The organism is Homoserinimonas sedimenticola (assembly GCF_026094475.1).
Classification (GTDB): domain Bacteria; phylum Actinomycetota; class Actinomycetes; order Actinomycetales; family Microbacteriaceae; genus Homoserinimonas; species Homoserinimonas sedimenticola.
In genome coordinates, this window is sequence record NZ_JAPELL010000001.1 from 1,357,358 (window position 1) to 1,382,259 (window position 24,902).

Here is a 24,902-nt window from a genome sequence, read left to right on the forward strand (position 1 = left end):
ATGCCGATGCGCAAGGTCACCTACGCCATGAGCATGTCGCTCGACGGCTTCATCACCGACCCGGCGGGCAGCATCGACTGGAGCGTCCCCAACGCGGAAGTGTTCCAGCATTCGATCGACGAGATCCAGCGCATCGACGTGCACCTCATGGGGAGGCGCCTCTACGAGACGATGCTCTACTGGGAGGAGCCCGAGCAGCAGGCGGGCTTCGATGAGAAGGAGTGGGAGTGGGCGTCGCTCTGGAACCCGCTCCCCAAGGTCGTGTTCTCGACCACGCTGAGCGAGGTGCGCGGGGCGGCTCGTCTCGCCTCCGGCGGGCTGGCCGAGGAGATCGAGCGACTCCGGTCCGAGCCGGGCAGCGGCGACATCGCGATCGGGGGCGCGACACTCGCGGCCGAAGCCGCCAACCTCGACCTTATTGACGAGTACCAGGTGACGATTCACCCCGTCCTCATCGGCGGAGGCACCCCCTACTTCTCCCGCAACGAGCGGCACGTCACCCTCGATCTCACTGAGACCCGAATGTTCCCCGACGGCATCGCGTTCTCCCGCTACCGCGTGCGTCGCTGAGGCCGTGGCCGCCCACGTTCAGCAGGAGTTTCTGCGCGACACGCAGGGCCGAAGCATCCGCTGCCCGCGCGTCGCGCAGAATCTCCTCCGCAAGTCGGAAGTGCCTGGGCGGGACGCGTAACTAGCGCCAGCCGAACTCGAGCCCCGCCGCTCAGCGCCAGCCGAACTCGAGCCCCGCCGCTCAGCGCCAGCCGAACTCGAGCCCCGCCGCTCAGCGCCAGCCAAGCCCCGGCGCCACGTGCTTCACGATCGACTCGAGCAGGCGCGCGTTGAAGTCGACGCCGAGCTGGTTCGGCACCGTGATGAGGAGGGTGTCCGCGTCGGCGACGGCCGCGTCATCCGCCAGCTGCTCGATGAGCTCGTCGGGCTCGCCGATGTAGCTGCGGCCGAACGTCGCCTTCGCGTTGTCGATGATGCCGACCTGGTCGCGCGACTCCGCCTGTGCCCGCAGTCCGAAGTAGTGGTGGTCCTCCTCCGTGACGAGGGGGATGATGCTGCGGCTCACCGAGACGCGCGGTGAACGCTCGTGCCCGGCCGCGTTCCACGCCTCGCGGTAGGCGGCGATCTGCTCCGCCTGCAGGTCGCCGAGCGAGGTGCTCTCGCCAAAAACGAGCGTCGAACTCATGAGGTTGAAGCCCTTCTCGGCCGCCCACACCGCCGTGTCGCGACTGCCGGCACCCCACCAGATTCGCTCGTCGAGCCCCGGCGACTGCGGGTCGATCGCGAGCGGACGGGACTGCCCCGTCATGGCCGGGTCGGACATGACGACCGGTGCACCGCCGACCGCCGCGAGGAAGAGTTCGGCCTTGTCGCGCGGCATCCCGTCATCCGGGTAGCCGAACGCGCGCCAACCGTGGTCAGCGGGCTCGGGTGACCCACGGCTGATGCCGAGCTGCAGCCGCCCCTCGCTGATGAGGTCCGCGACCGCAGCCTCCTCCGCGAGGTAGAGCGGGTTCTCGTAGCGCATGTCGATCACACCCGTGCCGAGTTCGATGCGCGAGGTGCGGGCCGCCATCGCCGAAAGCAGCGGGATGGGCGACGAATGCTGCGGGGCGAAGTGGTGCACGCGCACGAAGGCGCCATCCGCTCCCACCTCTTCGGCGGCAACCGCGAGCTCGACAGCCTGCCGGTATGCCTCCCCCGCGTCGCGGACGAGCGACCCTGGCACGTCTTGGTAGTGGCCGAAGGAGAGAAATCCGATGCGCTTCACAACGGATGCAACGGCTCCCGCCGCCCCATATTCCTGTCCCACGTGCTGCGCCGTTGCTCGCCGCACCTGAAACGACCTCGCTGCGCCCGACGTTTCAGGCGCAGGGAGGCGGTTTCGGGCGCGGGGAGGGCGGAGCGCCGAGCGCGCAGGCGGAAGCGCCCAGCGCGTCCGCAGAGGGCTACAGCAGCCGGAAGGTCTTGCGCGCCGACTCGAGGTCCTCCCCGAGCCGCACCTGCAGGTGGTAGGTCGCATCGCCCGCGGGAACCGGCTGCGTGCTGTTGTCACATGGGGCGGAGCGCGTGCGATCCCACGGGATCAGGGTCGTCGACTGCGGCTCGTTGGGCTCCAGCGTGACCATCGCCTCCGCCGCCTCCTGCTGGCAGTCGCTCGACAGCCAATACGTCTCATCGCCGCTGCCGATCTCGTAGACCTGCCGCGACGGCGTGACGTCGAGGATGCACGGGGTCGTGCCCACGTTGGTCAGCCGCATCCCGATCTGCGGGTTCACGCCGGCGGCGTAGGCATCGCTGTCGGTGATCGCCTCGATCGTGAGGTTCTCGGTGCGGCACATGCCGTCATCCGTCGACTCTTCGTCATCTTCTGCGGATGCGTCGGCGGACGCGCTGGGTGAAGCCGCGACATCCGCCGCCGGGGTGCCCTCGTTGCCGGAACCCGGCCGCACAATGATGAGCACGATGACGACGATGATGGCGACCAGGCCGAGCCCGACCATGATCCGGCGCCGCCAGTACACCTGTGGCGGCTGCGGACCGACCGGGTTGCGGATCGTCGACATGCGACCAGCGTAACTAGAGCGTCTTCAGCATCCGGGTATTGCCGAGCGTGTTGGGCTTGACCCGCGACAGGTCGAGGAACTCGGCGACGCCCTCATCGGTGGAGCGCAACAGTTCCGTGTAGATGTGGGGGTCGATCGGCTGCTCGCCCATCGGCTCGAAGCCGTGGCGCCCGAAGAACTCGACCTCGAAGGTGAGGCAGAAGAGGCGGCTGAGCCCCAACTCGCGCGCCTGCGCCTCCAGCGATTCGAGGATCGCATGCCCGACCCCCCGGCTGAGCCAGGCGGATGCCACGGCCAGAGTGCGCACCTCGCCCAGGTCCTCCCACAGCACGTGCAGGGCACCGCAGCCGATGATCGCGCCGGACTCGTCGACCGCGACGCGGAACTCCTGGATGCTCTCGAAGAGCACGACGAGGTCCTTGCCGAGGAGGATCCGCTGCTGCACGAGCGGCTCCACGAGCGCCTGGATCTGCCGCACATCGCTTGTGCGCGCGGGGCGCACCGTGAAGGAGGGGGCTTCGGATGTCACGTGTCGATGCTACTGCCGACATGTAGAGAGCCCGCCCCGCCGAAGCGGGACGGGCTCTCTCGAGACGAGGCGACTAGCCCTCGATGGCGCCTGCTGCTGCGGCCTCGACGGGCTCGCGGCCCGGCTGGCGCGTCGTCGTGAAGACGAACTCGCCATCCACGTAGTCGACGTGCACGTGGTCGCCCGCGCCCAGCTCGCCCTGCAGGATGCGCTCGCTGAGCCGGTCCTCGACCTCGGACTGCATGGCGCGGCGGAGGGGCCGGGCGCCAAGCGTCGGGTCGAAGCCGACCTTGATGAGCTGCTCCTTGGCGGACTGCGTGAGCTCGACGGTCATGTCGCGGTCGAGCATCCGCTCGCTCAGTCGCTTGATGAACAGGTCGACGATCTGCAGCAGCTCGTCCTGGTTCAGCTGCGGGAAGACGATCGTCTCGTCGACACGGTTGAGGAACTCGGGCTTGAAGTTCTTCTTGAGCTCCTCGACGACCTTCGCCTTCATGCCGGCGTAGTCCTGCTCGGCGTTGCCCTCGATCGTGAAGCCCACGGGGCCACCCGTGATGTCCTTCGTGCCGAGGTTGGTCGTCATGATGATGACCGTGTTCTTGAAGTCGACGACGCGGCCCTGGCCATCCGTCAGACGCCCCTCTTCGAGGATCTGCAGGAGCGAGTTGAAGATGTCCGGGTGGGCCTTCTCGATCTCATCGAAGAGCACGACCGAGAACGGCTTGCGACGCACCTTCTCGGTGAGCTGGCCGCCCTCCTCGAAGCCGACGAAGCCGGGAGGGGCACCGAAGAGCCGGGAGACGGTGTGCTTCTCGCCGTACTCCGACATGTCGAGCGAGATGAGGGCGTCCTCGTCGTCGAACAGGAACTCGGCGAGCGCCTTGGCAAGCTCGGTCTTTCCGACACCCGTGGGGCCGGCGAAGATGAACGAGCCCGAGGGGCGCTTGGGGTCCTTGAGTCCGGCACGCGTGCGGCGGATCGTCTTGGAGAGGGCGGCGATGGCCTGCTCCTGCCCGATGACCCGCTGGTGCAGTGCCTTCTCCATGAAGACGAGACGCGCGGTCTCCTCCTCCGTCAGCTTGAAGACGGGGATGCCCGTGGCGTTCGCCAGCACCTCGGCGATGATGCCCTCGTCTACGATGCCCGTCGAGCCGGCCTCGCCGCTCTTCCACTGCTTCTCGAGGCGCAGCCGCTCGCCGAGGAGCTTCTTCTCCTCGTCGCGCAGCGAGGCGGCCTTCTCGAAGTCCTGATCCTCGATCGCGGCCTCCTTGGCGGCGCGCACGGAGGCGATCTTGTCGTCGAACTCGCGCAGCTCGGGCGGCGACGAGAGGATCGAGAGGCGCAGGCGGGCGCCGGCCTCATCGATCAGGTCGATCGCCTTGTCGGGCAGGAAGCGGTCCTGCACGTAGCGGTCGGCGAGGTTCGCGGCGGAGACGAGCGCACCATCAGTGATCGACACCTTGTGGAACGACTCGTACTTGTCGCGAAGTCCCTTGAGGATGTTGATCGTGTGCGGCAGCGTGGGCTCGTGCACCTGCACCGGCTGGAAGCGACGCTCGAGCGCAGCATCCTTCTCGAAGTGCTTGCGGTACTCGTCGAGCGTGGTCGCGCCGATCGTCTGCAGCTCGCCGCGGGCGAGGAGGGGCTTGAGGATGCTCGCGGCATCGATCGCCCCCTCGGCGGCACCCGCGCCGACGAGCGTGTGGATCTCGTCGATGAAGGTGATGATGTCGCCGCGGGTGCGGATCTCCTTGGTGACCTTCTTGAGGCGCTCCTCGAAGTCACCGCGGTAGCGGCTGCCGGCGATGAGCGAGCCGAGGTCGAGCGTGTAGAGCTGCTTGTCCTTGAGCGTCTCGGGCACGTCGCCGCGCACGATCGCCTGGGCGAGGCCCTCGACGACGGCGGTCTTGCCGACGCCGGGCTCACCGATCAGCACGGGGTTGTTCTTGGAGCGGCGGGAGAGGATCTGCATGACCCGCTCCATCTCCTTCTCGCGCCCGATGACGGGGTCAAGCTTCTGGTCGCGCGCCGCCTGCGTGAGGTTGCGACCGAACTGGTCAAGGATCTGCGAGCCGCCCTGCGCGGTCTGCTGCTCCTGGCCGCCGACCTGCACCTGCTCCTTGCCCTGGTAGCCGGAGAGGAGTTGGATGACCTGCTGGCGCACCTTGTTGAGGTCGGCGCCGAGCTTCACGAGCACCTGCGCCGCGACACCCTCGCCCTCGCGGATGAGGCCGAGGAGGATGTGCTCGGTGCCGATGTAGTTGTGGCCGAGCTGGAGCGCTTCGCGCAGGCTCAGCTCGAGCACCTTCTTGGCGCGCGGCGTGAAGGGGATGTGGCCGGTCGGCTGCTGCTGACCCTGGCCGATGATGTCCTGCACCTGCTCGCGCACGGAGTCGAGCGAGATCCCGAGCGACTCGAGAGCCTTCGCGGCGACGCCTTCACCCTCGTGGATGAGGCCGAGCAGGATGTGCTCGGTGCCGATGTAGTTGTGGTTGAGCATCTTGGCTTCTTCTTGCGCCAGGACGACAACGCGACGAGCACGGTCGGTGAATCTCTCGAACATTCTCTTAACTCCTCTGGCATCTGGGCAGGTATGGATGCCGGTACATCGAGGGTAACCAGCGAACCCTCCGGTTGATGCCCGTGTTCGCCGTGGGCGTTACGGGAGGGCGGATGCTGCGGCTCCCCTCCTGCCGCACGTTCCTGCCGTGCGCACGCTTGTGCAGCGCGCGCACGAACAGATACGCGCACAACGCACACCTGAGTGCCCAGCATCCACCGCCCTTGCGCTCCATATCGTTCATCGTTATGGTCATAACGACATTCGATATGGAGGCAGTCATGTTCCGACACTCGACTTCTGCAGAGCGGCGCCGCTGATGTTCATCGGCCGCATCGCCGTCATCGCCCTCGCCCTTCTCGCGATCGCCGCACTCCTCGTCGCGGTCGTGCTTCTCGCCCGGCGACGGGGGCCCGACAGCGAGAGCCGCCCCCTCGTGCTCGTCGTCGGCCGTTTCGTCGCCGCCGCCTACGCCTGCATCACCCTCATCGTGACGCTCGTCACCGTCATCACGACGCTCGCCGCCGAGCAGGTCGCCGTCACGATTCCCGTCCGCGAGTTCTGGCCAGAGCCCTATCCCTGGATCGTCCTCCTCGACGGGCCGACGGCGGATGTCACGGGCGGCGGTTTCCGCTCGGCCGACGTCGTGCTCGCCGGCCTCGGGATCGACGCCCGCGCGTTCCTCGCGGCGGGTCACGCCGTGCAGGGTGCCACGTTCATCGTCATCGCGATCACGATCGCGCTGCTGTGCCAGCGACTCCTCGCCGACGGCGGGGGTTTTGCGACGCCTCTCACCCGCGCCGTGACGCTCACGGGTGCGACGGTTGCCGCGGGCGGCATCGTGTGGCAGGTTCTCTTCGCGATCGGCGGCAGCATCGCCTCCGAGCAGGCGCTGCGGGTGAGCGGGTGGACCTCCGAGAATGCGCCCGGCCCCGACCAGCAGGGTCTCGACCCGCAGTGGGAGGGAACGCCCTACGACCCGCTCGCCACAGGCCTGCCCGAGCCCACGATCTTCGCGCAGCTCGACTTCTGGCCGATCCTCCTCGGCCTCGCACTCGCGGCCGTCGCGTTCGCGTTCCGCCGCGGCGAGCGCCTGCAACGCGACACGGAGGGGCTCGTGTGATGGCACCCGCGGACGATGAGGAGTCGGGCATCCACTGTCGGCTCGACGAGCTGCTTACGGCCCGCGGGATGACCCTCGCCCGCCTGAGCGAGCTCGTCGGGGTGAGCGTCGTCAACCTCTCGGTGCTCAAGAACGACAGGGCACGCGCCATCCGTTTCTCCACGCTGACCGCCATCTGCCGCGCGCTCGACTGCGAGGTCGGCGACCTGCTGGTGGTGGCCGAAAGCCACCCCTGAACGCCGACGGATGCCCGGGGTAACGTCTGAGGCACGACGGGCATGACGATGGGAGTCACGACGTGGCCAACGACCCGAGAGACACCCCCGATGGCGCAGCAGGAGACGACGCGACGAAGCCTCTCCCCAAGGCCGAGCAGGGCGGCGAACCTGGCGCCGGCCCGGGCGGCGAACCCGGCACCGAGGTCTACGGCGAAGCGGATGCTGGCGGCGCACGCGAGGTGAGCGATCCCGAGGCGACGTCGGCCGACCACGCGGCGGAGACGGTGCGCCTCGAGTCGGTGGGCGGCGCGCACAACGCGCCCGCCGACGGGGATGCGACGGCTCCCGTCGCCCCGCACGTGCCGATCGCGACGACCTCCGCCGCGACAGGTGGGGGCGGAGGCCTCCCGCCCACGCCGCTGGGCGGCGGCGAACGCCGGTCCCCGTGGCCTTGGATCATCGGCATCATCGTGCTGGTCGCGATCGCCGCCATCGCCGCCGCATTCGCCTTCGCCAACCCGGGCGGCGACGACCTCGAGCCCAGCACACAGCCGAGCGTCTCCACCTCGCCGAGCCCGTCACCCGAGCCCAGCGAAGACCCGACGCCGGAACCGGTCAACCCGACGGAGTCGCCCGTGCTCTCCCCCGCCCCCGAGGTCGACCCGACGCCGACCGAGTCACTCGCGCCGACGCCCACCCCGGAACCGACGGAGACACCCACCCCGACACCGACGGAGACACCCGAGCCGACGGAGACGACCGAGCCCGCCCCGGAGGAGTAGGCGGTTCCGCCGCTCGCCGGCGTCCCCGCGGGGTCCCGACGACCATAGGCTGTGCGCGTGACCAACCTCGACGAGAGACCGAGCGAGAGCCTTGGCGTGAGCGACCCGTCAGGCGACGGCGGCGTCGCGATCCTCGAGCCCCGCGACGTGCCCCTCGGCGGTCCGCGCGCCATGAATGTCCGCCGCACGCTGCCGCAGCGGGGGCGCTCCCTCATCGGCGCGTGGTGCTTCCTCGACCACTACGGCCCCGACGATGTCAACCGCACGGGCGGGATGGTCGTGCCGCCGCATCCTCACACGGGCCTCCAGACCGTCACGTGGCTCTTCGCGGGCGAGGTCGAGCACCGCGACTCGAGCGGCGGGCACGCGGTCGTGCGCCCCGGCGAGCTCAACCTCATGACGGCGGGTCGCGGCATCCAGCATTCGGAGGTCTCGGTCGGCGCCGGCACAGGCGAGCCCGGCGCGACGGACGCCTCGCCCGAGCACGGCAATATCGGCGGGCAGACGGTCGGCACGGGCGCCTCCGGCAGCAACGTGCTCCACGGGGTTCAACTGTGGACCGCGCTCCCCGACGCCACCCGCCACAGCGAGCCCTTCTTCGAGCACACCGTTCCGCCCGTCATCACGCACCAGGGCGCGCAGGTCAGCGTCTTCCTCGGCAGCCTGCTGGGGCAGACCTCGGATGCCACGACCTTCAGCCCCCTCGTCGGCGCCCAGTTCGACATTCCGCCCGCCACCGAGATCGTGGTGCCCGTCGAGGCGGGGTTCGAGCACGGGGTGCTGCTCGACACGGGTGAGGTCACGGTGGACGACGTGCCCGTGCCGCGTGACCACCTCGCCTACCGGGCGCCCGGCGCCGACGCCCTCGTGCTCGCGGCCGGGGCATCCGGGGCACGGGTCGTGCTGATCGGGGGCGAGCCGCTGGGCGAGCAGATCGTCATGTGGTGGAACTTCATCGGCCGCACCCACGAGGAGGTCGTCGCCTACCGCAAGGAGTGGCAGCGCGACGTCATCGAGGGCGCGGATGCTGCGGGGCGCTTCGGTCACACCGTCTACGACGGGCCGGCGCTGCCCGCCCCCGCGCTGCCGACCGTGCGGCTCCGCTCGCGCGGCTGAGGAGAGGTCTCGCCGCGCGTTGAGTAGGGCACCGCGGGTTGAGTAGCGCAGCGTATCGAGACCGCGCACGAGCCGCGGCGAGCTAAAGGCAGCTCAGCCCGCTGACGACTCCGTCGCAGGCGCCTCCGTGCCGACCGGCGTCACGACGTAGTTCGCAACCGTGCGCTGCCCCTCGACGCCGACCGTCACGATCACTGTGTACTCTCCGCCGAAAGAGGCGACGCTCTGCTCCGCCGTCTCCGACGCGAAACCCTGTTCGAAACCTGCGTCGCTGAGCAGCGTGCGGGCCTGCGCGAAAACATCGGCGACAGCAGCATCCGTGGCGATGCTGACCGTCCAGGTGGTCTCGTCGCTCACCGTGAGGCTGCTGCCCGCCGTCACCTCCCCCTCCACGAGCGGAACACTCGGGGGAAAGTTCGCCGGGATCTCGCTGCCGCCCTCGACGTCGACACCCGTGAGGCCCTCAAGGCCACCCTCGACGGCGTCACCGACGCTCTGCTCCACGACGTCGCCGATCATGGTGCAGGCGGCGAGAGCGGGGGCGAGCAGCAGAACGGCCGCGAGGGCAAGGATGCGTCGGGGCATGGGCTACTCCGCCGCGGGGAGGCCGAGCTTGGCGCGCTCCTCCGCCTCGATCGCGGCGTACACCTTGCGCTCCGTGCGGTCGGCGCGCAGGATCGCGCGCATCACGAGCCAGAAGATGAGGCCGATGAGGATGGTGGGGGTCACCGAGAAGACGGCGTTCGCCCAGAAGTTCTCAAGCACGACACGATTCTACGTGCCGAATCTGATGACCCGCCCGGCGGCGTCACAACGCCGCGGTGTTTTCTGTTGAGCGCGGTGTTTTCTGTCCCCGCGCGGAGCAGAAAACACCGCGGTGATGGGAGGGGGGCGCGGCACGGCGCAGGGCCCCGGGCGCGGCGCCGGGCGCAGGGCGCAGCGCCGGGCGCAGGGCGCGGCGTCGGGCGCAGGGCGCGGCGTCGGGCGCAGGCGCGTCTCGCGTCAGCCGCTGACGATTCCGATGATGCCGGAGACGAGGAAGTACAGGCCCACACCACCGATGATGAACCACAGCCCGACGCGGGCGGGCGGGATCTTCGACTTGTTGGGGTCGCCCATCGCTCCACCCCCTACTTCACGAGCGGGAAGAGGATGGTCTCACGGATGCCGAGCCCCGTGATCGCCATCAGGAGACGGTCGATGCCCATACCCATTCCGCCGGAGGGGGGCATTCCGTGCTCGAGCGCGCGCAGGAACTCCTCATCGATGCGCATCGCCTCGAGGTCGCCGCGACCCGCGAGCTTGGCCTGCTCGACGAAGCGTTCGCGCTGGATGACGGGGTCGACAAGCTCCGAATAGCCGGTCGCGAGCTCGAAGCCGCGAATGTAGAGGTCCCACTTCTCGACGACGCCCGCGATCGAGCGGTGGTCCCGCACGAGAGGCGAGGTGTCGACGGGGAAGTCCATCACGAAGGTCGGCCGCACGAGGTCGCCCTTCACGTAGTGCTCCCACAGCTCCTCCACGAGCTTGCCGTGCGTGGGGTGGTCGACCTCGATCTCGAGGGTCGCGGCGTGCGCGACGAGTTCCTCGACGGGAGTCTGGGGGGTGACGGAGAGACCGGATGCCTCGTTGAGCGAGTCGTACATCGAAAGGCGGTCCCACTCCCCGCCGAGGTCGTACTCGGTGCCATCGGCCCAGGTGACGGTGTGCCCGCCCGCGACGGCGGTCGCGGCATCCTGAATCAGCTGCTGCGTGAGGTCGGCCATCTGGCGGTAGTCGCCGTAGGCCTGGTAGGCCTCGAGCATCGCGAACTCGGGGCTGTGCGTCGAGTCGGCGCCCTCGTTGCGGAAGTTGCGGTTGATCTCAAAAACGCGCTCGAGCCCGCCGACGACGGCGCGCTTGAGGAAGAGCTCGGGAGCGATGCGCAGGTAGAGCTCGGTGTCGAAGGCGTTGGAGTGCGTGACGAAGGGCCGGGCGGATGCGCCGCCGTGCTGCACCTGCAGCATGGGAGTCTCGACCTCAAGGTAGCCGTGGCTCGCGAAAGTGCGGCGCAGCGAGGCGTTGACGGCGGCGCGGGCGACGACGGTAGTGCGGGCCTGCTCGCGGACGATCAGGTCGAGGTAGCGCTGCCGCACGCGCGTCTCCTCGCTCAGCTCCGCGTGGAGGTTCGGTAGAGGGCGCACTGCCTTGGCAGCGAGCTGCCACTCGTCGACCATGACGCTGAGCTCGCCACGGCGGCTCGAGATGACCTCGCCCGAGACGAAGAGGTGGTCGCCGAGGTCGACGAGTTCCTTCCAGCGGGCGAGCGACTCCTCGCCGACGGATGCGAGCGAGACCATGGCCTGGATGCGGGCTCCGTTGCCCGCCTGCAGTGATGCGAAGCAGAGCTTGCCCGTGTTGCGCAGGTGCACGATGCGGCCTGCGAGGCCGACCTTCTCGCCCGTCTGCGCGTCAGGCTCGAGGTCGGGGAACTGCGCCCGCACGGCCGGGATCGTGGTCGTGATGGGCAGCGAGACGGGGTATGCCTCGGCCCCCGACTCGACGAGGCGCTCGCGCTTGGCGAGACGCACCTGCATCTGCTCCGAGAGCTCTTCAGCCGTCGGCTCGGCGACGGTCGCGGGCGTGGGGTTCTCGGTCATGCGGTGCAGCTCTCCTCGGTCGGCACTCCATCCTACGCGGGGTGCGCCGGACGCTCAGCAGGCCGCGGGTGCCGCGAAGAGGACCGTGCGGTTGTCGATCAGCCGCGTCGTGCCGATGCGCGCCGCTACGATCGCGAGCGCCTCCCCCGTGAACTCGTCAGGCACGGGGCGAAAAGTCGCCGGGTCCACGATGTCGAGATAGTCGACGGATGCCCGGGGCTCCGCCTCGAGCACCTCCCGACCGGCGGTGATCGCCTCGCTGGGGGCACGCCCCCGCCAGCCCGCCGCCGTGTCGGCGACGGCCTCAAGGGCGCGGGAAAGCACGAGGGCGGCGCTGGTCTGCTCCGCGTCGAGGTACTGGTTGCGGCTCGAGAGCGCGAGCCCGCCCTCCTCGCGCACGGTCGGCGCGACCTCGATGCGCAGCGGCAGGTTGAGGTCGGCCACCATCTGCCGCACGAGGAATGCCTGCTGGGCATCCTTCTGCCCGAAGACCGCCACATCGGGCTGCACGATGGCAAAGAGCTTCGCGACGACCGTGAGCGTGCCGTCGAAGTGGCCGGGCCTCACGGCGCCCTCGAAGCGGGAGCCGACGGGTCCTGCCGCCACCCTGGTCGCGCTCGGGCCAGCGGGGTACATCTCGTCGACGGAGGGTGCGAAGACCAGGGCATCGGCGGTCGCCTCGAGCTTCGAGACATCCGCCTCAAGGGTGCGCGGGTAACGCTCGAGGTCCTCGCCCGCCGCGAACTGGAGCGGGTTGACGAAGATCGACACGACCACGAGGTCACCGAGGGATGCTGCGCGCTCGACGAGCGACAGGTGACCCGAGTGCAGCGCGCCCATGGTCGGCACGAAGGCGACGGAACGACCCGAGGCGCGGGCGGCGGCGACCCGCTCGCGGACCTCCCGGATGCTGTGGACGACGTCGACGGTCATTCGATCTCCTCGGGGCTCTGCGGAGGGGCGTCGCCGCTCGCGAGGGCGTTCTCGACGGCGGAGCGCACGAGCGGGGTGAGCACGGCGCCTGGCACCTCGACGCCGATGTCGGCGAGCGCCGACATCGCCTGCGAGACGATCGCGGTCGAGAAGGTCGTCGCGGTCGCGAGCGCCTCAGCGTAGGCGGGCCGGTGGGCCTCCGCCACGATGACCGGCTCGGCACCCATCTCCACGACGAGGGCTTGGGCGATCGGCAGCACGGGGGCGGGGGCGGTCACGGCGCAGAAGGCCTCGCGCAGCCGGACGAGGTCGATGCTCGTGCCCGTGAAGGCGAGCGCCGGGTGCACCGCCAGCGGGATCGCACCGGCCTCCAGGGCGGGAGTGAGCACCGAGGTGCCCACGGCGGGCGACGTGTGCAGCACGAGCTGGCCGGCCTGCCAGGCGCCGGTGGCGGCGAGCCCCGCGACGAGCCCTTCAAGCTCCGAGTCGGGCACCGCCAGCACGACGAGCTCGCTGCGCTCGATGAGCGTCGGCACCTCGAGGATGGGCGCGCCGGGCAGCATCGCCTCGGCGCGGTCGCGGCTCTCGGGCGACACGGCCGAGACACCCGTGATGGCGTGCCCGGCCGCCGCGAGCGCGGCACCGATGACGGGCCCGACGCGGCCCGCCCCCACTATGCCGACCCCGAGTCGACCCGCGCGCTCGGAAACACTCACAGCCCGGGTCCCTCCTCGCGACGGGGCTCGACGTGGGCCTCAGCGGGGGTGGCGGCAGAATCTGCCGAGCTCATGGGCGTCACGGGCGAGTCCGTGTCAGACTCGGCAGAAGAGTCCGAGGCCCCCCAGCGGTGGGAGCGGTCGCGGGCGGCCGCGTCCACGAGAAGTCCCGCCGTTTCAGCGAAGAACGCGGATGCCGCGTCGACATCGACTGCGCCGAGCCGAGCCGTGATCGGCCCCGCGACCGTGTGCAGGTGCACGGTCGCGAGCCGCGTCATCCGCCCCAGGGGGCCCTGCTCGATCGAGGTGCTCTGCACGCGGGGAGCCGGCACGATCACGAGCTCGCGCCACACGGCGCCGCGACGCAGGAAGAATGCGTCCATCGTGACCGCGAAGCCGTTGCGGCGCCACGAGAACCAGCGCAGCCAGGCGGCGCGACGCGGCGAGTTCACGAAACCATCGCCCGAACGGCCGTGCGGCGCCATCCCCGCCTCGATCAGGCGCACCGAGTCGAGGTCCGTGAGGTCGGGCAGCAGCAGACGGAGCACGTTCATGACGTCCTGGTGGTCGCCCACGGGAAGGATGGTCGTGTTGGCAACAGCGGCCGAAGCGTTCTGCGCGGTCGCCTGGCTGGCCCGGTTGACCTTGATCTCCCACCAGCCAGCAGCCCGCCACAGGAGCGGTTGGTCGACGACGACCGAATGGATGCGGCCAGGCGGCAGGGTCTCATTGGTGGTCGAGAGCAGGCCGTAACCGACGCGCACGCCGTCACGCGTGCCCGCGATGGAGTAGCGGAGGGTGCGGGTGAAACGCTGGATCCAGTAGCTACCGAAACCGATCACGGCCGGCACGAGTCCGAAGAGGAAACCCCACTCGTCGGTCGTGATGACGACAACGATGATCGCGACGGCACCACCGATGAGCACGAGCGTCGACGTGCTCAGCAGCACTGAGCCGATGAGACGTCCGATGCCGATGCGCACGATCGACTCCGGGGGTGCCTCATCGGGATCCAGCTCCGGCGCGAGGAACTCGCCGACTCGGGTCTCGAGCAGGCTCCCGCCCGAGGCATCCGCGATTCTCGCCTCCCGCTGCTCGCGCGTGCCGGAGGCGAGTCGCAGGATCTCGCGTCTCAGCTCATCCGCCGCCGTCGAACCGAGGTAGGCGAGCTGCACGTTCGCGTCCTGCCCTGCCTGGCTGATCTCAAGTCGGGCGGCACCGAAGAGGCGGGGGATGAAGGGGCGGGCGATGTTGATGCCCTGGATGCGGTCGAGCCTCGCACGGCGGTGCGTGCGGAAGACGATGCCCGAACGCACCTCCACGACCTCCTCCGTGATGCGGAACGTGTGCATGCGCCATGACGCCCAGAAGCCGATCAGTAACGCCACCAGCACGATCGCGACGGCCAGAAGCGCCCAGCCCACCAGGCCGCCCTCGAAGACGAAGTCGACGGGATCGCCGCCCTCCGTGTACTGCGGAACGAAGGCCTGGATGAGCCGCTCGCGCATGTTCGTGATGACGACACCGAGGATCGCGATGAGGGCGATACCGCCCTTCAGCAGCGGCGACGCGCGGTGCAGGCGGTGCCACTCCCCGTCGGCGAGGCTCGCCGCGGTGGCCGAACGCCGCCCCTCAGAGAGCTGCTGCGGCAACTCCTCGCTCACAGGCCCGCCCGGCGACTCTCGGCGAGTTCCACGAGACGGTCGCGCAGCGCCTCCGCTTCAAACTCGGGCAGACCGGGGATCACGACAGCGGATGCCGCGGCCGCCGTCACGAACTTCAGCTCGCTGAGCCCCAACCAGCGCATGAGGGGCCCCCGGTTGATGTCGACCAGCTGCATGCGGCCATAGGGCACAGATACGACGCGGAGGAACATGATGCCCCGGCGCACCACGAGGTCGTCATCGCGCAACTGATAGCCGTAGGCGCGCACCTGCCGGGCGGTGAAGATGGCCCCCAGCACGAGAAATGCGAGCGCGCCCCATACGACCCAGATCGCCCACTCCACGTCGACCAGCAAGTACAAGACGAGGGCGACAGCGATGACGACGCCCCAGAAGAGCACTCCGCTGAGCAGCTCAGCGGCGATGTACTTGGATGAGACGCGCCGCCACTGGATGCCGGGAGGGTCGAGGTGAGTGGTCAAGGTCGATCCGTTCCATGTCGGCGGTAGGTGTCTCGGAACTCGGTCAGGACGTCGCCCCGGCCGCCTCCTCCTCGTCCTCGTCGCTGGGCGGGGGGATGCGACACATCTCCTCCGCGATCAGACCACCGGCGAGGAGGATGAGAGCGCCGACGGCCACCCCGATCGAGTACCCGACCGAGCCTAGCGCCGGCACCGTCCGCGTGAGGAGAAACACGACCGAACCGGCGGCCGCGCCGCCCAGCAGGGCGCCCGCGAGCGCACTCGCCTTCGCGAGCACAAGCACCCTCAGTGCATAGAAGGGGTCGACGCGAGCGCGGTTTCCGCGCACGGCGCGACGCACCGGCACCGCAAGGCCTACCACGATGAGACCGATTGCGACGAGCACGATCGTGAGGGAGACGGGCGGGGTGACGGTGGGGCGCCCCGCCGACGCGAGCGCCTGCTGTGCCAGCAAACCCCCCGCGGCACCGACCGCGACGAGCAGCAGCACGAGAGAGACGGTGGTGCGCTTCATCGTGGCCCCACCCCCGGGGCGAGGAGCGGTTCCGCCTCGACGTGCGACACGTCACCGTCGTTGAGGGCGGCGAGCAGCTCGCGCACGGCGCCGTGACCTGGCAGGGTCGCATCCGGATCCGCCTGCAGCCACGGCACGAGCACGAAGGCGCGCTCGTGCGCGCGTGGGTGCGGGAGGGTGAGCCGCTCGGTCATGAGCTCGAGGTCGTCGAGCGCGATGAGGTCCAGGTCGAGCGTGCGGTCGCCCCAGCGCTGCTCCCGCACGCGCCCGTGCGCATCCTCGATGCGCGCGAGGGCGTCGAGCAGCGTGAGTGGCGCAAGGGTCGTCTGCGCGATCACGACGGCGTTCAGGTAGGCGGGGGCGGTACGGTCGACGCCCTCCAAAGTCACGGCGGGCGTCTCCACGAGACCGGATGCCGCGAGCAGACGTATCCCCTCGGTCGCCGCCAGCTCGGCCACCGCAGAACGGAGGGTTGCCTCTCGGTCGCCCAAGTTGCTGCCGAGGGCGATGACCGCGCGCTCGCGGTGCAGCACGGGACCCGTCATGAGCGACCCCGCGTGATCGTGACGGACACATCGGCGAAGGGAACCTCGATAGGCGCCTCCGGCTTGTGCAGGGTCACCCGCACGAGCTCCGCGGCATCGTGGGCGAGCACCGTGTCGGCGATCCGCTGCGCGACCGTCTCGATGAGGTCGACGGGGTCGCGCTCGACCGCCGCGACGATCTCGGCGGCCAACTCCCCGTAGTGGATCGTGCTCGCGAGGTCGTCCGACTGAGCGGAGGCCGACAGGTCGAGCCAGACGGTGACATCGACCACGAAGACCTGACCCTCGCGGCGCTCATGCTCGAAGACGCCGTGGTGCGCCGTCGCCCGCAGCCCCGTCAGGGTGAGGTGGTCCCGCTCGGCGAGTGCCGTCATCTCGGTTCCCGGTAAGAGCTGCGGGCCCGATGGGGAAGGGGCGCCCGATCGTCGCCGCTCGACGCCCACGCGTCGAGCATGACACGGGTCGACGTGACATCGTGGACCCGCACCGCCCATGCCCCCGCCTCCGCCGCAAGCGCGCTCGTCACGGCCGTCGCACGGTCGCGCTGCTTAGGGCCGGCGCCCTCCTCCAGCAGCGGAGAGAGGAACCGCTTGCGCGAGGTGCCCACGAGAAGTCGGCTGCCGAGCGGGGCCAACTCGCGCAGGTGCACGAGCACATCCCAGGTGTGCTCCGCCCGTTTGGCGAAGCCGAGCCCCGGGTCGACGATGATGCGCTCGGGGGCGATCCCCGTCACGATGAGCTCCGCCAGCCGCTGCGTCAGCTCCCCTCGCACCTCGCCCACGACATCGTCGTAGCGCGCCTGGCCGTCCATCCCCGAGCTGGGGCCGCGCCAGTGCATCGCCACGAAGTCGACATCGAGATCCGCGACCGTGCGAGCCATGAGCGGGTCGGCCTGACCGCCCGAGACGTCGTTGACGATCTCGATCCCCAGCTCGGCCGCCGCGGCCGCCGTCGACGCGTTCATGGTGTCGACCGAGACGCGGATGCCGCGGCCCACCAACTCGCGAATGACCGGCATGATGCGCCGCTGCTCCTCCTCGACGGGCACGCGCCCGGCGCCAGGCTTGGTGGTCTCGCCGCCCACATCGATGATGTCGGCACCCTCCGCCACCATGCGGGCCGCGTGCGCCACCGCCGACTCTGTACGCGCAAAATCGCCGCCGTCGCTAAAGGAGTCGGGCGTCACATTCAGCACGCCCATGATGAGGGGGATCTCAGGCATCGGTGCCTCCCTGTCGCTCGTTGCGGCCCATGAGTGTCAACACAGCCGCCTGCTGTCCGGCCCCCGCAAGCTCCCCCCGGCTCGCAAGCGTCACCGTCGTGCTGCCCTCCTGCCGCGGGCCGCGCATCGAGACGCAGTCCTGGCGGGCGTCGAGCACGACGAGCACGCCCCGTGCGTCGAGGCCCTCGGCAAGGGCATCCGCAATCTGCTCGCTGAGCCGTTCCTGCAGCTGCGGGCGCGACGCAAGCGTGTTGACGACGCGGGGCAGGGCACCCAGGCCGATCACGCGGCGACCAGGAAGGTAGGCGATGTGCGCGACGCCTGAGAAGGGCAGCAGGTGATGCTCGCACATGGAACGGAAGCGGATGTCCCGCATCACCACGAGCTCCCCCTCGTGCCCCTCCTCCAGGTCGATCGGCTCGGCAAGGTGGATCGCGGGGTCGACGCCCACGCCGGAGAAGAACTCGGCGTACGACTCCGCGACGCGGCGCGGCGTGTCGACGAGACCCTCCCTCGTGGCATCCGCCCCGATCGCGGCGAGAAGCTCGCGCACGGCCGCCTCGACACGAACGACATCGACGGATGCCCGGCTCGCGCCCGCCGCATCCGCTGTCTCGTGACGGCTCTCGTCCACGCTCGGCTCCTAGGCCGTGGCGATGCCCGGCGAGGTGCGCGGTCCGCGCTTCGGCTTCTGCTGCGGCTCCGAGTCGACGCCGCCGTCAACCACGCCAGCGTCGATGGGTGCCTTCTCGGGCAGCTCGACGGGGGGACGGTCCGAGACGGGGCGCCGCTCGCTCGAGAGCCACTGGGGCCGCGGCGGGAGCTTCTTGATGTCCTTGAAGATCTCGGCGATCTGGTGCTGGTCGAGGGTCTCCTTCTCGAGCAGTTCCGTCGCGAGGCGGTCGAGGATGTCGCGGTTGTCGGTGAGCAGCTGCCAGGCCTCGTCGTGCGCCGCCTCGATGAGCTCACGCACCTCCTTGTCGACCTGCTCCGAGAGCTGCTCCGAGTAGTCGCGAGTCGAGCCCATGTCGCGGCCGTAGAACTCGCCGCCGCTCGAGCTGAGCTTGACGGAGCCGATCGTGGAACTCATGCCGTAGTCGGTCACCATCTTGCGGGCGGTCGCGGTCGCCTTCTCGATGTCGTTGGAGGCGCCCGTCGTGGGGTCGTGGAAGACGATCTCCTCCGCGACCCGACCGCCCATCGCGTAGGCGAGCTGGTCGAGCAGCTCGTTACGGCTCACGGAGTAGCGGTCCTCAAGCGGCATGACCATCGTGTAGCCGAGGGCCCGGCCGCGCGGCAGGATCGTGATCTTGGTGACGGGGTCGGTGTTGTTGAGACCCGCCGCCACGAGCGCGTGACCGCCCTCGTGATAGGCCGTGATGAGCTTCTCCTGATCGCGCATGACGCGCGTGCGGCGCTGGGGGCCCGCCATCACACGGTCGACAGCCTCGTCGAGGGCGCGATTGTCGATCAGCTGGGCGCCCGAGCGTGCCGTGAGCAGGGCGGCCTCGTTGAGCACGTTTGCCAGGTCGGCACCTGTGAAGCCCGGCGTCTTGCGGGCGAGCACCTCGAGGTCGACGCCCTCCGCGAGCGGCTTGCCCTTGGAGTGCACCTGAAGGATGCGCTGGCGCCCGTTCATATCGGGAGCATCGACGCCGATCTGCCGGTCGAAGCGGCCGGGGCGCAGCAGGGCCGGGTCCAGGATGTCGGGGCGGTTGGTCGCCGCGATGAGGATGACATTCGTCTTGACGTCGAAGCCGTCCATCTCGACGAGGAGCTGGTTGAGGGTCTGCTCGCGCTCGTCGTGGCCGCCGCCCATGCCGGAGCCGCGGTGGCGACCGACCGCGTCGATCTCGTCGACGAAGATGATGGCGGGCGCGTTCTCCTTCGCCTCCTTGAAGAGGTCGCGCACGCGGCTCGCACCGACGCCCACGAACATCTCGACGAAGTCCGAACCCGAGATCGAGTAGAACGGCACATTCGCCTCCCCCGCGACCGCGCGAGCGAGGAGGGTCTTGCCCGTGCCGGGAGGGCCATAGAGCAACACGCCCTTGGGGATGCGTGCACCCACCGCCTGGAAGCGGGCGGGGTCGGTCAGGAAGTCCTTGATCTCGTGGAGCTCCTCGATCGCCTCATCCGAGCCGGCGACGTCGTCGAAGGTCACCTTCGGCGTCTCCTTGGAGACGAGCTTGGCGCGGGACTTGCCGAACTGCATGACCCGGCCGCCGCCACCCTGCATGCGCGAGAGCAGGAACCAGAAGATGAGACCGATGATGAGGAACGGGATGATGAACCCGAGCATCGAGGTCCAGAAGTTGCCGAGGTCGACCTCATCGTCGAACGACTCCACGTCGGAGGCGTTGACGGCCGTCACGACCTCCTCGCCGCGCGGGAGTGCGTAGTAGAACTGCACATCCGTGCCGCCGAGTTCCTCGTCGGCCTCCTTCAGCACGAGGTCGACGCGCTGCTGGCCGTCCACGATCGTCGCCGTTTCGACCCTGTCGTCGGCAAGGAGCTCGAGTCCCTGCTGCGTGCTGATCTCGCGGAATCCTGAGCCACCGAGCAGGCTGAACCCGATGCTGAGGATGATGAGCGCTGCCGCGATGTAGATGAAGGGCCCGCGCAGGAACTTCTTGAGATTCATAGTCCTGCAAGGCTATCGTGCGGCCCCTTTGTGCCCGCCCGGTGTTTGCTGGGGGCTTAACTGCGCTGTGCTGGGCGCGTGCTGGCGCGCACCACCAGCTCCGTGGGCAGCAGAATCGTCTCCCCGGGAGCCCCCGCTATGACGTCGAGGAGGAGTGCGACCATCTCCTCGCTGATGCGGTCCCAGGGCTGGCGCATCGTGGTGAGCGATGGTTCATTCGTCGCCGCGAGACCCGAGTCGTCGAAACCGGCGACCGAGACGTCATCGGGCACGCGCAGCCCGGCGCGACGGAGCGCCTGTATCGCGCCGGCCGCCATGAGGTCGGATGCCGCGAAGACCGCGTCGATGTCGCCGCCACCGTCGAGCAGGCGTTCCATGGCCTCTGCGCCTGACGCCATGCTGTAGTCGCCCTCGGCGACGAGTTCCGGCATGTAGTCGTCACCCATCTCTTCTTTGAAACCGACGAGGCGAAAACGACCGCCGGGGGTGTCGTGCGGGCCGGCGATCATGGCGATCCGCCGGTGTCCGAGCTCTCTCAGGTAGCGCGTCATAGTGCGAGCCGACGCCACCTCGTCGACCGAGACCACGGGGGTCTGCACATCGTGGCCGAGCGGGATGCCGCAGGAGACGGTAGGGATGCCCGCCCCGATGAGGGTCTCGAGCAGCGGGTCGGACTCGTGGGAGGAGATGAGCATGACACCGTCGACGTGGCCTGCGCTCACGTAGTGCTCGATCGTCGCCCGTTCGGCAGGAGTGCCCGCGACCAGCAGCACGAGCGTCATCGACCTCTGGGCGAGGGCAGCGGCAGCACCGCGCAGTAGCAGGGCGAAGGTGGGGTCCTCGAAGAGCAGGTGCTGCGGCTCCGTGAGGAGGAACGCGAGGGAGTTGGAGCGGCCCGTGGCGAGGCTCCGCGCGTGGTGATTGGTCGTGTAGCCAGTGCGCCGAATCGCCTCCTCGACAGCTGCGCGGGCTTCGGGCGACACCCAGTGCCCGCCATTGATGACGCGCGAGACCGTGCCCCGGGAGACGCCTGCCGCGCTCGCGATGTCGCGGATCGTCGGTTTGCGCTGTGCGGCGGTTCTTGCATCCACATGTGGACTCTACCGCGCGACTGGTGCAGACTGGGACCGGTCACAGTCCGATAACGGAATCTCTGCCGCTCTGGCGCTGAGTTCACCCTCACTCGCAGACTGGGACCGGTCACAGCCATGATCCGATGGAGCGTCATGAACCCGAATACCCCTTGGCCCGATCTCAGCGGCATCGCCTACGGCGGCGACTACAACCCTGAGCAGTGGCCGCGCGCGGTGTGGCGCGAAGATGTCGCGCTCATGCGCGAGGCAGGCGTAAACCTCGTCAGCGTGGGTATCTTCTCGTGGGCGCTCATCGAGACGAGCGAGGGAATCTTCGACTTCTCGTGGCTCGACGACGTGCTCGACCTCCTGCACGAGAGCGGCATTGCGGTCGACCTCGGCACCCCCACTGCCTCGCCACCGGCCTGGTTCTTCGCCGCGCATCCGGAAGCCCGTGTCATCACCCGAGACGGCACTGTCATGGGTTTCGGCTCGCGGGGCATGGCATCGCACTCCTCGACGGCTTACCGCGACGCGATCGTGCGCGTCGCCTCCGCCCTCGCGGAACGGTACGCGTCGCATCCTGCCGTTGTGCTCTGGCACGTGCACAACGAGTACGGGGTGCCCGTCGGAGAGGACTATTCACCGCAGTCTGTCGCGGCATTCCGCGTGTGGCTCGAAAAGCGCTACGGCGACCTCGAGGGTCTCAACCGGGCCTGGGGCACCGCGTTCTGGGGCCAGCACTACACCGACTGGGCTCACGTCGGCGCACCCGCCGCCGCGCCATCAGTGGTCAATCCGGCCCAGCGCCTGGATTTCGCTCGCTTCACGGATCATCAGCTGCGCGAGTGCTTCATCGCGGAACGTGACGCCATTCGCCTGCACGCGACGCAACCCGTCACCACCAACTTCATGGCCAACCAGAGTTGGGGCACCGATCTCTGGGCATGGGCGCCAGAGCTCGACATCGTCTCGGATGACCACTACCTCTGGGCAGCCGACGAGAACGGGGAGGTGGGCCTCGCAATGGCCGCCGATCTCACTCGTTCTGTCGGGAAGGGCGCCCCGTGGATCCTCATGGAGCATTCGACCTCCGCCGTGAACTGGCAGCCGCGCAACATAGCCAAGCGCCCCGGAGAGATGGCGAGAAACTCCTTCAGCCATCTGGCTCGCGGGGCTGACGCGATCCTCTTCTTCCAGTGGCGCGCCTCGCGAGCAGGAGCGGAGAAGTTCCATTCCGCCATGCTTCCCCACGGCGGCACCCGCTCCCGGGTCTGGAAGGAGGTCGTCGACCTCGGAGCGAAGCTGGGGATGCTTGAGGAACTGCGCGGTTCACGCGTTACTGCCGATGTCGCGATCCTCTGGGACTTCGAGTCCTTCTGGGCGCAAGACCTCGAATGGCGGCCCTCCGTCGACGTGCAGCATCAGGAACGCATCCGCACCTACTACGAGCGGTTGTGGCGCGATGGAATCACAATCGACTTCGCCCTGCCCGGCCATGATCTCAGCGATTACAAGCTCGTCGTGGCGCCAGCGCAGTACCTCCTCAGCGAGGCGGATGCTGCGAACCTCACGCGCTACGTCGCCGGTGGCGGCACCCTGCTCGTGTCGTTCTTCTCGGGAATCGTCGACGAGAACGACAGAGTGCACGACGGGGGATACGCCGCCCCACTGCAGGAGGCACTGGGACTTCGGGTCTCGGAGTTCCTTCCCCTGAGGGAGGGCGTGCGTAGCGAGCTCGACTGGCACGGCGACGGCGGGACCGCGGGTCGTCTCTCCGCAGACGTCTGGCAGGAAGACATCGAGGTCACGCGGGCCGACACCGTGGCCAGCTACCTCGACGGCCCCGCTCGCGGCGGAGCCGCCATTACGCGCAACGCGCACGGCGCGGGCTTCGCCTGGTACGTGAGCACGAGGCTCGATGTGGCCGAGCTGCGAACCGTGATGTCTCGGGTCTACACCGACGCGGGCATCCCCACATCCGCGCTGCCTGAAGAGATGGAGGTCGTGACACGGCACGGCTCTGAGCACGACTATGTCGTAGCCATCAACCACGGAGTGGCTCCAGCGTGGCTCAGCATCACGGGCACCGAGCTGCTGAGCGACGCCGAGGTCGACGGCACTCTCGAGCTCGCGGGCGGCAGCGTCGCCGTCATTCGCACTGCGCCTAGCCGTGAAGGAGGTGGCGCCCCCCGATCGTGACGTGCGAGCAGCACACGACATCAGCGCCCGGCCATCCTCCGGCGCACACCCCGGTCGCAACGACGCGACTCATCCGAGTCGGGCCGCGTCGACCTCATTGGAAGGAAGAACATGCGAAAGCACTTGAGAATCGGCGCCCTTGCCGCGGCCTCTGCCGTCATCCTCGCGGGCTGCTCCACGGACGACAGTAGCGAGAACACGAACGGCAACGGCGCCGAGATCGTCATCTGGACCGACGCGGAACGCGAACCTGCTCTCGCCGCCGCTGCGGCCGACTTCGAAGAAGAGACCGGCGCAACGGTCACACTCGTGCAGAAGAACTTCGAAGACCTCCGCAACGACTTCATCGCTCAGGTACCCACCGGGGAAGGGCCCGACATCACTGTCGGAGCGCACGACTGGCTTGGCGCCCTCGTCACCGCGGGAGTCGTCAACACCATCGATCTCGGCGACGCCGCCCAAGAGTTCGAGCAGGTCGCACTCGATGCCATGACCTACGACGGTCAGCTCTATGCCCTGCCGTACTCGCTCGAGACGATCGCGCTCATTCAGAACGTCGACCTTGTCGGGGACGAGGCCCCGAGCAGCTGGGACGACATGATCCAGCGCGGTCTCGCCGCCGGCACCGAGCGCCCGTTCGTCATCAACACGGGCGGGGAGACGGGCGACGGCTACACGATGTACGGCTTCCAGACCTCGTTCGGCGCCCCCGTCTTCGTGCAGGACGACAGCGGCTCATACACGACTGAGGTCGGGATGGGCGGTCCGGAGGGTGAGGCCTTTGCACAGTGGCTCCACGCCAACGGCGCGGCCGGCACCGGCTACCTCTCCACGACGGTCGACTACGACATCAACAACGAGCTCTTCAACTCTGGAAAAGCCCCCTACACCGTGCAGGGACCGTGGGCAATCAGTGCATTTCCCGATGTCAACGTCGCGGTGAACCCCATTCCCTCTGCCGGCGGTGAGGTCGCAAAACCGTTCGTGGGTGTCCAGGGCTTCTACCTCAGCTCTCAGAGCGACAACTCCCTTCTCGCGACCGACTTCCTCGTCAACCACCTCGCGACCGAGGATGCGCAGCGTGCGCTGTATGAGGCAGACCCCCGCATCCCGGCGTTCAGCACCCTGGCCGAGGAGGTGGCATCCGACCCGATCATCGCCGGATTCCTCGCCTCCTCACAGGACGGCGTGCCGATGCCGAGCATCCCCGAAATGGGTCTCGTCTGGGATCTCTGGAACGCGGCGGAGGCGCAGATCATCAATGGCGCCGAGCCGGTGTCGACCTGGAACCAGATGATCACCGACCTCCAGGCGTCGATCGCCGGTTGATACCCGGACCCGGGGTGGGGCTCGCCGCCCCACCC

General features: G+C 69.0%; 25 protein-coding genes. 7 read left to right on the top strand and 18 right to left on the bottom strand.

The genetic code is table 11. The features are described from left to right. Positions 1-6: 6 nt before the first annotated feature. Positions 7-570 carry a dihydrofolate reductase family protein gene (locus tag OH146_RS06330; RefSeq protein WP_265158595.1) on the top strand — a complete coding sequence of 188 codons (564 nt, stop codon included), beginning with the start codon at positions 7-9 and terminating at the stop codon, positions 568-570. A gap of 211 nt (positions 571-781) precedes the next feature. Here the strand turns inward: OH146_RS06330 and OH146_RS06335 are convergent, their stop codons facing one another. From OH146_RS06335 to OH146_RS06350, 4 genes are all read right to left on the bottom strand, one after another. Then, on the bottom strand, positions 782-1,822 hold the full coding sequence (locus OH146_RS06335) for an LLM class flavin-dependent oxidoreductase (RefSeq protein WP_265158597.1): 1,041 nt from the start codon (positions 1,820-1,822) through the stop codon (positions 782-784). 136 nt (positions 1,823-1,958) lie between these two features. Next, positions 1,959-2,576, bottom strand: a complete 618-nt coding sequence (locus OH146_RS06340; RefSeq protein WP_265158599.1) for a hypothetical protein — start codon at positions 2,574-2,576, stop codon at positions 1,959-1,961. A gap of 13 nt (positions 2,577-2,589) precedes the next feature. Then, positions 2,590-3,105: an amino-acid N-acetyltransferase gene (locus OH146_RS06345; RefSeq protein ID WP_265158601.1), complete on the bottom strand. Its 516-nt coding sequence runs from the start codon at positions 3,103-3,105 to the stop codon at positions 2,590-2,592. A gap of 73 nt (positions 3,106-3,178) precedes the next feature. Next, a complete protein-coding gene (locus OH146_RS06350; protein ID WP_265158603.1) occupies positions 3,179-5,668 on the bottom strand; it encodes an ATP-dependent Clp protease ATP-binding subunit in 2,490 nt (829 codons plus the stop codon). Between the two features lie 316 nt (positions 5,669-5,984). On the opposite strand from OH146_RS06350, the gene OH146_RS06355 reads away from it, so the two are divergent. From OH146_RS06355 to OH146_RS06370, 4 genes are all read left to right on the top strand, one after another. Further along, the gene (locus tag OH146_RS06355) at positions 5,985-6,788 is read left to right on the top strand and encodes a hypothetical protein (RefSeq protein ID WP_265158605.1); all 804 of its coding nucleotides are present in this window, start codon (positions 5,985-5,987) and stop codon (positions 6,786-6,788) included. Then, positions 6,788-7,024: a helix-turn-helix domain-containing protein gene (locus tag OH146_RS06360; protein WP_265158607.1), complete on the top strand. Its 237-nt coding sequence runs from the start codon at positions 6,788-6,790 to the stop codon at positions 7,022-7,024. Before OH146_RS06355 ends, OH146_RS06360 begins: the two co-directional genes overlap by 1 nt. A 62-nt stretch (positions 7,025-7,086) precedes the next feature. Further along, positions 7,087-7,788 carry a hypothetical protein gene (locus tag OH146_RS06365; RefSeq protein WP_265158609.1) on the top strand — a complete coding sequence of 234 codons (702 nt, stop codon included), beginning with the start codon at positions 7,087-7,089 and terminating at the stop codon, positions 7,786-7,788. Between the two features lie 57 nt (positions 7,789-7,845). Next, positions 7,846-8,904, top strand: coding sequence for a pirin family protein (locus OH146_RS06370; RefSeq protein WP_265158611.1), 1,059 nt, complete (start codon positions 7,846-7,848; stop codon positions 8,902-8,904). A 93-nt stretch (positions 8,905-8,997) separates the two neighbouring features. On the opposite strand, the gene OH146_RS06375 is transcribed toward OH146_RS06370, so the two are convergent. The 14 genes from OH146_RS06375 to OH146_RS06440 all read right to left on the bottom strand — a co-directional run bounded on the left by OH146_RS06375 (position 8,998) and on the right by OH146_RS06440 (position 21,354). Further along, positions 8,998-9,489, bottom strand: coding sequence for a hypothetical protein (locus tag OH146_RS06375; RefSeq protein WP_265158613.1), 492 nt, complete (start codon positions 9,487-9,489; stop codon positions 8,998-9,000). 3 nt (positions 9,490-9,492) lie between these two features. Then, on the bottom strand, positions 9,493-9,669 hold the full coding sequence (locus tag OH146_RS06380; protein WP_265158614.1) for a hypothetical protein: 177 nt from the start codon (positions 9,667-9,669) through the stop codon (positions 9,493-9,495). Positions 9,670-10,034: 365 nt separating this feature from the next. Further along, entirely contained in the window at positions 10,035-11,543 is a 1,509-nt protein-coding gene (lysS, locus tag OH146_RS06385) for a lysine--tRNA ligase (protein ID WP_265158616.1), read from the bottom strand. Between the two features lie 54 nt (positions 11,544-11,597). After that, positions 11,598-12,476, bottom strand: a complete 879-nt coding sequence (gene panC / locus OH146_RS06390; RefSeq protein WP_265158618.1) for a pantoate--beta-alanine ligase — start codon at positions 12,474-12,476, stop codon at positions 11,598-11,600. Further along, positions 12,473-13,192 (bottom strand): Rossmann-like and DUF2520 domain-containing protein, encoded by a 720-nt coding sequence (locus OH146_RS06395; RefSeq protein ID WP_265158620.1) that lies wholly within the window; start codon positions 13,190-13,192, stop codon positions 12,473-12,475. The genes panC and OH146_RS06395 overlap by 4 nt, the downstream gene beginning before the upstream one ends. Next, the gene (locus OH146_RS06400) at positions 13,189-14,856 is read right to left on the bottom strand and encodes a PH domain-containing protein (RefSeq protein ID WP_265158622.1); all 1,668 of its coding nucleotides are present in this window, start codon (positions 14,854-14,856) and stop codon (positions 13,189-13,191) included. Before OH146_RS06400 ends, OH146_RS06395 begins: the two co-directional genes overlap by 4 nt. Further along, positions 14,853-15,338, bottom strand: coding sequence for a PH domain-containing protein (locus tag OH146_RS06405; protein WP_265158624.1), 486 nt, complete (start codon positions 15,336-15,338; stop codon positions 14,853-14,855). The genes OH146_RS06400 and OH146_RS06405 overlap by 4 nt, the downstream gene beginning before the upstream one ends. Positions 15,339-15,381: 43 nt before the next feature. After that, positions 15,382-15,852 carry a DUF3180 family protein gene (locus tag OH146_RS06410; RefSeq protein WP_265158626.1) on the bottom strand — a complete coding sequence of 157 codons (471 nt, stop codon included), beginning with the start codon at positions 15,850-15,852 and terminating at the stop codon, positions 15,382-15,384. Continuing rightward, the gene (gene folK / locus OH146_RS06415) at positions 15,849-16,397 is read right to left on the bottom strand and encodes a 2-amino-4-hydroxy-6-hydroxymethyldihydropteridine diphosphokinase (RefSeq protein ID WP_265158628.1); all 549 of its coding nucleotides are present in this window, start codon (positions 16,395-16,397) and stop codon (positions 15,849-15,851) included. Before folK ends, OH146_RS06410 begins: the two co-directional genes overlap by 4 nt. Then, positions 16,394-16,771 (bottom strand): dihydroneopterin aldolase, encoded by a 378-nt coding sequence (folB, locus tag OH146_RS06420; RefSeq protein ID WP_265158630.1) that lies wholly within the window; start codon positions 16,769-16,771, stop codon positions 16,394-16,396. The genes folK and folB overlap by 4 nt, the downstream gene beginning before the upstream one ends. Further along, positions 16,768-17,619, bottom strand: coding sequence for a dihydropteroate synthase (gene folP, locus OH146_RS06425; RefSeq protein WP_265158632.1), 852 nt, complete (start codon positions 17,617-17,619; stop codon positions 16,768-16,770). The genes folB and folP overlap by 4 nt, the downstream gene beginning before the upstream one ends. Further along, on the bottom strand, positions 17,612-18,253 hold the full coding sequence (folE, locus tag OH146_RS06430; RefSeq protein ID WP_265158634.1) for a GTP cyclohydrolase I: 642 nt from the start codon (positions 18,251-18,253) through the stop codon (positions 17,612-17,614). Before folE ends, folP begins: the two co-directional genes overlap by 8 nt. A gap of 9 nt (positions 18,254-18,262) precedes the next feature. Beyond that, a complete protein-coding gene (gene ftsH / locus OH146_RS06435; RefSeq protein WP_265158636.1) occupies positions 18,263-20,263 on the bottom strand; it encodes an ATP-dependent zinc metalloprotease FtsH in 2,001 nt (666 codons plus the stop codon). Positions 20,264-20,319: 56 nt separating this feature from the next. Next, positions 20,320-21,354: a LacI family DNA-binding transcriptional regulator gene (locus OH146_RS06440; RefSeq protein ID WP_265158638.1), complete on the bottom strand. Its 1,035-nt coding sequence runs from the start codon at positions 21,352-21,354 to the stop codon at positions 20,320-20,322. Positions 21,355-21,489: 135 nt separating this feature from the next. Here OH146_RS06440 and OH146_RS06445 point away from each other — a divergent pair, with 135 nt between their 5' ends. Both OH146_RS06445 and OH146_RS06450 read left to right on the top strand, forming a co-directional pair. Beyond that, positions 21,490-23,538 (top strand): beta-galactosidase, encoded by a 2,049-nt coding sequence (locus OH146_RS06445; protein WP_265158640.1) that lies wholly within the window; start codon positions 21,490-21,492, stop codon positions 23,536-23,538. Positions 23,539-23,649: 111 nt separating this feature from the next. Then, complete coding sequence (locus OH146_RS06450; RefSeq protein ID WP_265158642.1) at positions 23,650-24,867, top strand: sugar ABC transporter substrate-binding protein; 1,218 nt, start codon at positions 23,650-23,652, stop codon at positions 24,865-24,867. Positions 24,868-24,902 lie beyond the last annotated feature (35 nt).

What these genes read in the sequence shown, in the direction of transcription:
- OH146_RS06375 (WP_265158613.1), bottom strand. Translation starts at nt 9,489, where the DNA reads ATGCCCCGACGCATCCTTGCCCTCGCGGCCGTTCTGCTGCTCGCCCCC.
- OH146_RS06360 (WP_265158607.1), top strand. Translation starts at nt 6,788, where the DNA reads ATGGCACCCGCGGACGATGAGGAGTCGGGCATCCACTGTCGGCTCGAC.
- OH146_RS06330 (WP_265158595.1), top strand. Translation starts at nt 7, where the DNA reads ATGCGCAAGGTCACCTACGCCATGAGCATGTCGCTCGACGGCTTCATC.
- ftsH (WP_265158636.1), bottom strand. Translation starts at nt 20,263, where the DNA reads ATGAATCTCAAGAAGTTCCTGCGCGGGCCCTTCATCTACATCGCGGCA.
- folB (WP_265158630.1), bottom strand. Translation starts at nt 16,771, where the DNA reads ATGACGGCACTCGCCGAGCGGGACCACCTCACCCTGACGGGGCTGCGG.
- folK (WP_265158628.1), bottom strand. Translation starts at nt 16,397, where the DNA reads ATGACGGGTCCCGTGCTGCACCGCGAGCGCGCGGTCATCGCCCTCGGC.
- lysS (WP_265158616.1), bottom strand. Translation starts at nt 11,543, where the DNA reads ATGACCGAGAACCCCACGCCCGCGACCGTCGCCGAGCCGACGGCTGAA.
- OH146_RS06445 (WP_265158640.1), top strand. Translation starts at nt 21,490, where the DNA reads ATGAACCCGAATACCCCTTGGCCCGATCTCAGCGGCATCGCCTACGGC.
- OH146_RS06340 (WP_265158599.1), bottom strand. Translation starts at nt 2,576, where the DNA reads ATGTCGACGATCCGCAACCCGGTCGGTCCGCAGCCGCCACAGGTGTAC.
- panC (WP_265158618.1), bottom strand. Translation starts at nt 12,476, where the DNA reads ATGACCGTCGACGTCGTCCACAGCATCCGGGAGGTCCGCGAGCGGGTC.
- folP (WP_265158632.1), bottom strand. Translation starts at nt 17,619, where the DNA reads ATGCCTGAGATCCCCCTCATCATGGGCGTGCTGAATGTGACGCCCGAC.
- OH146_RS06355 (WP_265158605.1), top strand. Translation starts at nt 5,985, where the DNA reads ATGTTCATCGGCCGCATCGCCGTCATCGCCCTCGCCCTTCTCGCGATC.
- OH146_RS06350 (WP_265158603.1), bottom strand. Translation starts at nt 5,668, where the DNA reads ATGTTCGAGAGATTCACCGACCGTGCTCGTCGCGTTGTCGTCCTGGCG.
- OH146_RS06410 (WP_265158626.1), bottom strand. Translation starts at nt 15,852, where the DNA reads ATGAAGCGCACCACCGTCTCTCTCGTGCTGCTGCTCGTCGCGGTCGGT.
- OH146_RS06450 (WP_265158642.1), top strand. Translation starts at nt 23,650, where the DNA reads ATGCGAAAGCACTTGAGAATCGGCGCCCTTGCCGCGGCCTCTGCCGTC.